The sequence below is a fragment of the Dietzia sp. DQ12-76 genome (genome assembly GCF_014145045.1).
Lineage (GTDB): Bacteria > Actinomycetota > Actinomycetes > Mycobacteriales > Mycobacteriaceae > Dietzia.
The window spans coordinates 1-9911 of record NZ_JAALDV010000174.1; the positions used below are offsets into that span (position 1 = coordinate 1).

General features: G+C 69.0%; 9 protein-coding genes. 4 read left to right on the forward strand and 5 right to left on the reverse strand.

Annotation, left to right across the window (positions count from 1 at the left end):
- Positions 1–157: 157 nt before the first annotated feature.
- The 3 genes from G6019_RS07205 (at position 158) to G6019_RS07215 (ending at position 2661) form a co-directional block, all read left to right on the forward strand.
- On the forward strand, positions 158–1300 hold the full coding sequence (locus G6019_RS07205; RefSeq protein ID WP_107757827.1) for an acyl-CoA dehydrogenase family protein: 1143 nt from the start codon (positions 158–160) through the stop codon (positions 1298–1300).
- Positions 1297–1767 (forward strand): DUF4334 domain-containing protein, encoded by a 471-nt coding sequence (locus G6019_RS07210; RefSeq protein ID WP_182612236.1) that lies wholly within the window; start codon positions 1297–1299, stop codon positions 1765–1767. The genes G6019_RS07205 and G6019_RS07210 overlap by 4 nt, the downstream gene beginning before the upstream one ends.
- A 93-nt stretch (positions 1768–1860) precedes the next feature.
- On the forward strand, positions 1861–2661 hold the full coding sequence (locus G6019_RS07215; protein ID WP_182612237.1) for an LLM class F420-dependent oxidoreductase: 801 nt from the start codon (positions 1861–1863) through the stop codon (positions 2659–2661).
- A gap of 8 nt (positions 2662–2669) precedes the next feature.
- On the opposite strand, the gene G6019_RS07220 is transcribed toward G6019_RS07215, so the two are convergent.
- From G6019_RS07220 to G6019_RS07240, 5 genes are all read right to left on the reverse strand, one after another.
- A complete protein-coding gene (locus tag G6019_RS07220; RefSeq protein ID WP_107757830.1) occupies positions 2670–2894 on the reverse strand; it encodes a hypothetical protein in 225 nt (74 codons plus the stop codon).
- 7 nt (positions 2895–2901) lie between these two features.
- Entirely contained in the window at positions 2902–3846 is a 945-nt protein-coding gene (locus tag G6019_RS07225) for a carbohydrate ABC transporter permease (RefSeq protein ID WP_375539750.1), read from the reverse strand.
- On the reverse strand, positions 3843–4832 hold the full coding sequence (locus tag G6019_RS07230; RefSeq protein WP_182612238.1) for a carbohydrate ABC transporter permease: 990 nt from the start codon (positions 4830–4832) through the stop codon (positions 3843–3845). Before G6019_RS07230 ends, G6019_RS07225 begins: the two co-directional genes overlap by 4 nt.
- 117 nt (positions 4833–4949) lie before the next feature.
- Positions 4950–6224 carry an ABC transporter substrate-binding protein gene (locus G6019_RS07235; RefSeq protein ID WP_107757831.1) on the reverse strand — a complete coding sequence of 425 codons (1275 nt, stop codon included), beginning with the start codon at positions 6222–6224 and terminating at the stop codon, positions 4950–4952.
- A gap of 250 nt (positions 6225–6474) precedes the next feature.
- Positions 6475–7530 carry an ABC transporter ATP-binding protein gene (locus G6019_RS07240; protein WP_107758297.1) on the reverse strand — a complete coding sequence of 352 codons (1056 nt, stop codon included), beginning with the start codon at positions 7528–7530 and terminating at the stop codon, positions 6475–6477.
- 215 nt (positions 7531–7745) lie between these two features.
- Between G6019_RS07240 and G6019_RS07245 the strand changes: the two genes are divergently transcribed.
- The gene (locus G6019_RS07245) at positions 7746–9851 is read left to right on the forward strand and encodes a PhoX family protein (RefSeq protein ID WP_182627294.1); all 2106 of its coding nucleotides are present in this window, start codon (positions 7746–7748) and stop codon (positions 9849–9851) included.
- Positions 9852–9911: the final 60 nt, after the last annotated feature.

Here is a 9911-nt window from a genome sequence, read left to right on the forward strand (position 1 = left end):
TCGCGAACGCGGGGCCGGTCTTGCTGGGCTCGGTTGTCGTCATTCGACTTCACTCCATTCTCGATCACATATATTTGATGTAGCCTACGGTGATACGGGCCACAGTAGTCCACCCTGCCCGCCACCGTCACCCCCTGTCAGAAAGCCGAGGCCAGCCGTGTTCGACATCCTCACCGAGGAGCAGCAGGACTTCGCCAGATCCATCGACGACTTCTGCGCGCGCGAGGTCGGCAGCGTCGAGAAGAGAGGGCAGCTCACCACCGAGGGCGGCACCCACTCCCCCGAGATCTACGCAAAAATGGCCGAGCTGGGCTGGTTGGGCCTGACCGTGCCCGAGGAGTACGGGGGCGCCGACGCGGGGGCCGTGGAACTCTGCCTCCTGCTCGAACGCTCGTTGCGCGGCCTCGCCCCGATCGGAGGCATCGGCCCCACCCTCATCACCGCGGCGGCGATCCAGAAGTTCGGCACCGAGGAGCAGCGCAAGCGGGCCCTCGAACTGGTCGTCGCGGGCGGCACCCTGGCCATCTCCATGTCCGAGCCCGGCGCCGGGTCCGACGTGGCCGCGCTGCGCTGCAAGGCCGTCCGCGACGGTGACGACTGGGTGATCACCGGACAGAAGACCTGGTGCTCCAACGCCCACTTCGCCGACCGCATCCTGCTGGTGGCGCGCACCGACTCGACCGGCGCCAAACACGAGGGAATCACCATGTTCGACGTCCCCGCCGACGTCGAGGGGCTGCAGATGAGCGGTATCGACACCATGGGCGGTAGAGAGGTCAACGACCTCTACTTCACCGACGTACGCCTGCCCGCCGAGTCCGTGATCGGCGAGGTCGGGGGCGGCTGGAAGCAGCTCATGGCCGGGCTCAACATCGAGCGGCTCATCCTGGCCGCCATGCAGCTCGGGGTGGCGCAGCGGGCCTTCGACGACTGCCTGACGTTCATCCGTGAACGCGAACAGTTCGGCCGACCCGTCGGGTCGTTCCAAGTCATCCGGCACCGCATGGCCGACCTGGCCACCGAGATCGAGGCCACCCGCCTGCTGGTCTACGCCGTGGCCAGGAAGGTCGACGAGTCGGACCCCGCGGCCCTGCTCCCCCGCGAGGCCTCCATGGCCAAGCTCAAGGCGACCGAGCTGAGCAAACGCGTGACGCTCGAGTGCATGCAGTCGATGGGCGGCTACGGCTACGCCACCGAGTACGGCATGGAACGCCTGGTGCGCCAGGCCGTCGTCTCCACGATCTACGGCGGCACCAACGAGATCCAGCGGGACATCATCGGGAAGACCTACGGGCTGTGAGCGCACCGCACGCCGACGAGCTGGAGGCGATCCGGGCCCTGGAGACCGTCCCCACCGACCGGGTGACGACGCTCTGGGACTCACTCGAGCCCGCCCGGATCGACGCGATCGCCGGCAGCCGGTGGAGGGGCGCCGGCCTCGACACCGGGCATCCGATGTTCGCGATGCTCGGGCAGATGCGATGGTGGGGAAAGGACTTCACCGACCCGCACAAGGTGGACCCGATCCTCGTCACCGACGACTCGGGGTCCGTTGTCCCGGACACCTCCGCCACGGGCGGAGGCGGGGCGTCGCTGTGGGAGGTCTCGTTCCGCGGCCGCCCGTGCGCGTCGATGGTCTACGACCGGCTGCCGGTGATCGACCACTTCGCCGTCGTCGATCCCGACACCCTGCTGGCCGTGATGAACGGCCGGGGGACCCTCCACGAGGGCGAGCACTTCTGGTTCGTCCTCGAGCGCGAGCGGTAGCGACCGCGCACGCCGGGCCTGGTCGGGCGCACGGTGGCCAGGGTCGGGTGCGCGTCGGGTGCGCGGGGCGGCGGAACGGACCACACTGGGCGCATGACCCCGAACACCGAACGCCCGGTCCGCATCGCCGTCCAACTGCAACCGCAGCACGCGCCCGACTACGAGCTCCTGCGCGATGCCGTCCGTCGGTCCGAGGACGCGGGTGTGGACGTCGTCTTCAACTGGGACCACTTCTATCCGCTCTACGGCGACCCCGACGGCGCGCACTTCGAGTGCTGGACCACGCTCGCCGCCTGGGCCGAGCAGACCGAGCGGGTCGAGATCGGCGCGCTGGTCACCTGCAACAGCTACCGGAACCCGGACCTGCTGGCCGATATGGCCCGCACGGTCGACCACATCTCGGGCGGGCGGCTGATCCTGGGGCTGGGCAGCGGGTGGTTCGAGCGGGACTACGCCGAGTACGGGTACGACTTCGGGACCAAGGGGTCGCGTCTCGACGACCTCGGGGACTCCCTCGACCGGATCGAGCGGCGCCTCGCCCGGCTCACCCCTGCCCCGACCCGGCACATCCCGGTGCTGTTGGGCGGCGGGGGCGAGCGCAAGACGCTCAGGCACGTCGCCCGCCATGCCGACATCTGGCACTCGTTCGTGGACGTGGAGACCTACCGGCACAAGTCCGCGGTGCTGGCCCGGCACTGCGCCGACGTCGGCCGGGACCCCGGTGAGATCGAACGCTCCACCGAGATCGGCGGCGCCTCCTCCGCGGACGAGGCGCGGCGCTCGGCCGATGCCCTGGTGGCCGAGGGCGTCACGCTGTTCACCGTGGGCCTCAACGGGCCCGAGTACCCGCTGGACCTGGTGGAGTCGCTGGTGGCCTGGCGGGACGACCGCTGACGCCCGGGTCAGCCGCGGCCCACGGCGCGGTCGGCGCGCCGCCACACGCGGAAGGTGTACCAGGACGCCGCGAGCATGAGCACCAGCACGAACGAGGCGAGGATCGACGGGCGCCCGGCCACGATCAGGCCGACCGCGTTGACCAGTGCGATCACGGTGAAGAACCCCACGAACCCGCCCAGGACCTCCAGCCGCTGCCGGGTTCCGAGTGCGTCCCCACCGCTCCGCGCCACGGCCGGGTCAGCTCTTCAGACCGCCGGCGGTGAGGCCGGAGATGATCCGTCGCTGGAAGATCAGCACCATGATCACCAGCGGGACGGTGACGAGCGCGCCCGCCGCCATGATCGCGGCGTGCGGCGGGATGTAGGGGTTGACCCCCGAGAACCGCGCGATCGCCACGGTGACCGGCTCGGTCGAGGAGTTGGACAGCTGTTGTGACAGCAGGAACTCGTTCCACGTGATGATGAACGCCAGGATGGCGGTGGTGAACAGAGCCGGCGCGGCGAGCGGCAGGATGATCTTGATGAAGGCCTGGCCGCGCGTGGCTCCGTCGACGCGAGCGGCCTCCTCCAGCTCCCACGGCAGGTCGTTGAAGAACGAGGTCAGCGTGTAGATGGTCAGCGGCAGCGCGAACGAGATGTTGGGGATGATGAGCGCCTGATAGGTGCCGATCCACCCGATGTCGGTGAACAACTGGAACAGCGGCGTGACCAGCGCGACACCGGGGAACATCGACGCGGCCAGGATGACGCCGGTGACGAGGAACTTGCCTCGGAAGTCCACCCGCGCGAGCGCGTAGGCCGTGAACACGCCGAAGAGCAACGCCAGCGCGGTGGTGATGGAACTGATGATCACCGAGTTGATGATCGCGCCGAAGAAGTTGTTACCCGCGTCCGTCGCCAGCGCCTCGCGGAAATTGTCCAGGGTGAGGTGCGAGGGCACGGGGCTGGCGGAGAACACGAACCGGTTGTCGCGGAACGCGGTGACGAGCATCCAGTAGAACGGCGCCAGGCCCCAGATCAGGATGAGCAGGGCCCCGACATAGGTGCCGATCCTCGGCCCGAGCGGCTTGCGGGGTGGGCGCAGGTCGTCGGCGCGGTCCCGATCGTGCGCGCCTGATCGTGACGACGAGGTGGTCGACCGCGTGAGGGACGACGTGGACTGGTCGGGCGCTCGGTGACTCACCGGATCTCCTCCTTCTTGCCGGTGCGGTCATCGACGACGTTCGCGCCGAGGAACTTCACCATCACGAACGCCACGGCGAAGATCAGCAGGAACACCAGCGTCGATATCGCGGAGGCGCTGTTGAAGTTGCCCATCCGCATCTCGTTGACCACCAGCATGGAGACCGTCGCGGTGGGCGAGCCCGAGTTGGCCGACACGAGGATCACGGGCAGGTCGTACATGCGCAGGGCGTCCAGGGTCCGGAACAGGATCGCCACCATGAGCGCCGGACGCACGAGCGGCAGTGTGATCCTGGTGAACTGCTGCCATCGGGAGGCGCCGTCGACCCGGGCGGCCTCGTAGACGTCCCCGGGGATCATCTGCAGCCCGGCGAGGATCAGCAGAGCCATGAAGGGCGCGGTCTTCCACACGTCCGCCACGATGATCGCCATGCGGGCGTAGAACGGGTCGGTGGTCCAGGCGATGTTGGTGCCCAGCATCGTGTTGGCGATGCCGTTGGGGGCGAAGATGAACGCCCACAGCTTGGCGGTGACCGCCGTGGGGATGGCCCACGGGACGAGGACCGCCGCGCGCAGGAGGGACCGCCCCCAGATGCTCTTGCCCATGACCACTGCCATGGCGAAGCCGAGGACCGTCTCGAGTGAGACGGTGGTGACGGTGAAGAACAGGGTGTTGCCCATCGCGGGCCAGAAGTCGACGGCCGAGACGCCGGGCGGACACGGGACGGTGCCGTCGCCGCCCCTCGCCGGGCACGCCTGGGTGAGCCAGTAGAGATAGTGCTGGAAACCCGCGAAACCGCCGTCGGAGAACATCCCGGTGGCGGGGTCGAGGCCCCGGTCGGCCCGGAAGGACAGGTACACCGCACGGACGACGGGGTAGCCGATCACCACCGCGAGGATCGCGAGGGCGGGACCCACCATCCACACCGGTCGCCAGTCGAACCTCTTCTCGACCAGTGGCGCCGGGGCCTTCTCACTCGTCGTCATCGCTGCAGCTCCTCATCGGATCGCGCCCGCCCTCACCACGACGGCCGATGGGCCCCGGGATAGTACCCCGGGGCCCATCAGCGCCGTGTCGTCATCACTGCCGTCCGGACTCTGGTGTCACTGAGCCGCTTGGTCGATCGCGGCGCTCATGTCGGTGAGTGCCTGCTCGACGCTCTTCTCGCCACGCAGTGCGGCGAAGGTGTTGTCCTGGATCGCCTTGGACACCGCCGGGTAGTACGGCGTGACCGGGCGCGGCTCGGCGTTCTCGAGCGCCGCCTTGAGGGCCGGCATGTACGGGAACTGCTGCTGCAGCGCCTCGTCGTCGTAGATCGAGGACAGGACCGGCGGGAACGACTGCTCGGCGAAGCTCATCTGGACGTCCTCCGAGATGATGTACTCGAGGAACGCCTGAGCGGTGGCCTTGTTCTCGGAGAACACGTTGATGGCGTTGTTGTAGCCACCGAGAGTCGACCGGCCCGCGCCATCCTGACCGACGATCGGCGCGACCTCGAACCGACCCTGGACCTGCGAGGTGGGATCGGACTGGCCCGACTCGTACATGTACGGCCAGTTGTACGAGTACATGGTCTCGCCGGCGAGGAAGCCCTGTGCGGTCTCCTCTTCCGTGAAGGCGTCGGTCTGCGGGGGGATCACGCCGTTCTGGTAGGCGTCGACCAGCGCGGTGAGGCCGGCGCGAGCCTGGTCGGTGTCGAGCTCCGGGGTCTGCCCGTCGTCGCCCACGACCTGGCCGCCCCAGCTGTGGATGAACTGGGTCGCGGCGACGGTGAGGCCCTCATAGAGGCTGAGCTGCGTCTGCAGGCAGTCGACGTCGGCTCCCTCGGCGGCCTCACAGGACGCGACCAGCGCGTCCCAGTCGGCGGGGGCCTCGGGCTGGAGGTCGGTGCGGTAGTACAGCAGCTGCGCGTTGGTGTTCTGCGGGATGCCGTAGAGCGTGCCGTTGTAGGTCGCCGAGTCCACGGCGGCCTCGATCAGGCCGGAGGTGTCGATCTCGGTGTCGCCCTCGATCGGCTGCAGCCACCCGTTGGCCGCGAAGTAGGCGGTGTCCGTGACGTCGAGCGCGAACACGTCGTACTCGCCGCTCTCGGTCTGGAGGGACTGCGTGAGTGTGTCGCGCTGTCCGTCCTGCTCGGCGGGGAGCTCGCGGAGGGTGACCTCCTGGTCGGGGTTCTCCGCGTTCCACTGGTCGATCACGGGACGGAGCTTGTCCGTGTCGTTGCTGCCCATCGCGAAGGTGATCGGGCCGACCCCCGAGGTGCCGGCCTCCGTCTGCTCGTCGGACTCTCCACCACCACCGTTGGTGCATGCCGCGGATACCATCGCGACCATCGATGCGGCCGCCGCCGCCTTGAGGAACCTGCCGTGAACGGCCATGCGCTCTCTCCTACTGTCGTGTCTCGCCTACCGCCGACGTGTGCCGACGGACGGGTGATCCCGGTCTCACTGTGACGCCGGTCTCTCTGAGGTCCCGCTGAGCGTAACCCACCGGGGGCCTGTACGTAGGACCACGAGCGGTCACCTCGCCGACTCACCGCCGTCCCGCCACCGTGGGGGCGACGAGACTCAGATCACAGAAGACACTTTAACAACAACATGTGTTGCGGTCGGTCACCGCGGTCGGTGGTCAGCGCAGCCGCAGACCGGTCTCCACATCGAAGAAGCGGACCTCACCGTCGAGCGCGGCCAGGAACATGGTCTCGCCCTTCCCCGGGTGGTCGCCCGACTCGGCCCGGTAGACCACCGGGTGGCCGTCCCCCGTGGAGCAGTGCAGGTAGCTGTCCGCGCCCAACTCCTCGACGAGGTCGACGGTGACTCTCAACCCGTCCCCGTCCCCGGCGATCCGCAGGTGTTCGGGCCGCACCCCCACCGTGACCGTCGCCCCGGTGCCGGCCGGGACCTGCTCGCCGAACCCCTCCAGGGCGACCCTGCCGTCGGCGACGGGGGCGTCGAAGAGGTTCATCGACGGCGATCCGATGAAACCGGCGACGAAGGCGTTGACCGGATTGTGGTAGAGCTCCCGAGGCGTGTCGACCTGCTGCAGGACACCGTCCTTGAGCACCGCCACCCTGTCCCCCATCGTCATGGCCTCGACCTGGTCGTGGGTCACGTAGATCATGGTGGTGCGCAGGTCACGCTGCAGTTTGGCGATCTGGGCGCGGGTGGCCACCCGGAGCTTGGCGTCCAGGTTCGACAGCGGCTCGTCCATCAGGAACACCTGCGGGTTGCGCACGATCGCCCGGCCCATGGCGACGCGTTGACGCTGTCCGCCGGAGAGCTCCTTGGGCTTCCGGTCGAGGTAGGCCGTGAGATCGAGCATCTCGGCGGCGCGGTCCACCCGCTCGGCGATCTCCTTCTTGGACGCCTTGGCCAGCTTGAGCGCGAAACCCATGTTCTCGCGCACCGTGTAGTGCGGGTAGAGCGCATAGTTCTGGAACACCATCGCGATGTCCCGGTCCTTGGGCTCCATCCCGGTCACGTCCTTGTCGCCGATGAGGATGCGACCGGCCGAGACGTCCTCCAACCCGGCGAGCGCACGGAGGGTGGTGGACTTGCCGCAACCGGACGGGCCGACCAGGACCAGGAACTCGCCGTCGGCGATCTCCAGATCGAGCCGGTCCACACTGCGCCGTGCGGCGCCCGGATAGACGATGGACACGTTCTCGAAGGTCACCGAAGCCATGGCGAGCACTTTCCCTTCACCGGCAGGAACGTGCCGGACGATCCGAGTAGAGGGTTGACACGACGACTGTAGCGCCACGACACCGGAGTTCACCGGCACTGCGCCCATAGTTCATCCGCACGTGTCCTCACCACGCCCGTGCCGTCGCCCGCCCTCCCTAGGGTCACACCGTCCTCGTGCGCCCGTGCGCACCCACACGTCCTCAGGGAGAACCATTGTCAGTCCGCCGCCCGCTTCCGATCGCCACGCCCGGCATCTCCAGCCGCCAGCACCTGACCTGCCTGTACAGGTGCGGCGACCAGTGCGCGTCACCCGCCCCCAACGCCAGCGGGAATCCGTACTTCGGCGACGTCGCCGCCGAGATCAGCCGCCGTGGGGCCCTCAAGGCGGCCGGCGTGGTCGCGCTCGCCGTGGGGGCCACGCAGGTTCTGCCGACCACCGCCGCCGCGCAGGGTTCCCTCGGCACCGGGTCGGCGGGCGCTCTCGGATCGGCCGGCGGGGGCACACTCGACACCGGCTTCGTCCCCGTGGCGCCCAACACCGCCGACGCCGTCACGGTGCCGGCCGGGCACTCCAGCGACGTGGTGATCCGGTGGGGAGATCCGGTGATCCCCGGAGGCCCCGCCTTCGACTTCGAGAACCAGTCGGCCGCCGCGCAGGCGGTGCAGTACGGCTTCAACTGCGACCTGGCGGTCCTGTTCCCCATGGACGACCGTGACGAGAGGTTCCTGCTCACGGTCAACCACGAGTACACGACCGAACCCATGATGTTCCGCGGATACGACTCCGCGGCCCCCACCCGGGAGCAGGTCGAGATCGCCTGGGCCGCACACGGCCTGACGGTGGTGGAACTCGCCAGCCGACGGTACGACGGCGGGCTCGATCCCGTGATGGGCTCGTACAACCGCCGCATCACCGCGACGACGCCGTTCGAGTTGCGTGGCCCCGCCGTCGGCCCGCTGACCCGGACCACCGCCGACCCCACCGGGACCCGCGTGCTGGGCACCCTCAACAACTGCGCCGGCGGCCACACCCCCTGGGGGACGGTCCTGTCCGGCGAGGAGAACTTCAACCAGTACTTCGGCACCACCGGCTCCGTCACCGACCCGGCGCGGGTGGAGGCCCTCCGGCGCTACGGGGTGTCGGTCGGCGAGTCCGGGCGCAAGTGGGAACGCTTCGACAGCCGCTTCGACCTGGCGGTCGAACCCAACGAGGTCAACCGCTTCGGCTACGTCGTCGAGGTCGACCCGTGGAACCCGGATTCCACGCCCGTCAAGCACTCGGCGCTCGGCCGGTTCAAGCACGAGGGCGGGACGGTCCACGTGACGGCGGACGGCACCGTCGTCATCTATTCCGGCGACGACGAGCGATTCGACTACCTGTACAAGTTCATCTCCAGCCGGACGATGGTGCCGGGGCGGACCCCGGCGGCCCGGGAACAGAACATGAGGATCCTCGACGAGGGGACCCTCTACGTGGCCACCTTCACCGGCAACTCCCCGGAGTCCGAGATCGACGGGACGGGCGCCCTCCCCTCGGACGGCGCATTCGACGGTACGGGTGCCTGGATCCCGCTCCTGACCGTCGACTCCGCCGGCAACGCCGTCTCCCACGTCCCCGGCATGAGCGCCGAGGAGGTCGCCGTGTACACACGCATGGCGGGAGACGCGGTCGGCGCCACCAAGATGGACCGCCCGGAGGACGTCGAGCCCAGCCCCTCGACCGGCAAGGTCTACCTGGCCCTGACCAACAACACCCGCCGCACCGTCGGCCAGGTCGACGAGGCCAACCCCAGGCACGACAACAAGCACGGTCAGGTCGTCGAGATCACCGACGACCACGCCGGTACGACCTTCGGCTGGAACCTGCTCCTGGTCTGCGGCGACCCCGCGGCCGCCGACACCTACTTCGGCGGCTTCGACAAGTCCAAGGTCAGCCCGATCTCCTGCCCGGACAACGTGGCCTTCGACCCCGCCGGTGGGCTGTGGGTGTCGACCGACGGCAACGCGCTCGGATTCAACGACGGGCTCTACTCGGTGGCCACCGAGGGACCGAACCGGGGCGAGACCAAGTTGTTCCTCACCGTTCCCGTGGGTGCGGAGACCTGCGGTCCGCTCGTCTTCTCCGATCGGGCGATCGTCAACGTCCAGCACCCCGGGGAGAAGGACGGGGCCTCGATCGAGAACCCCGCCTCCCACTGGCCGGACGGCGGCACCAGCCAGCCGCGGCCGTCGACGGTCGTGGCGTGGAAGGACGGGTTCACCGGCGGGACGGGATCACTCTCAGGGGGCTCCCTGCCGGCGGGATCGCTCGGTTCCTGAGCGACCGTGTGCGGGGTCGGTGCGGCCCGCGGTCGGCACGGGGTCGGCCCCGACGCGCAG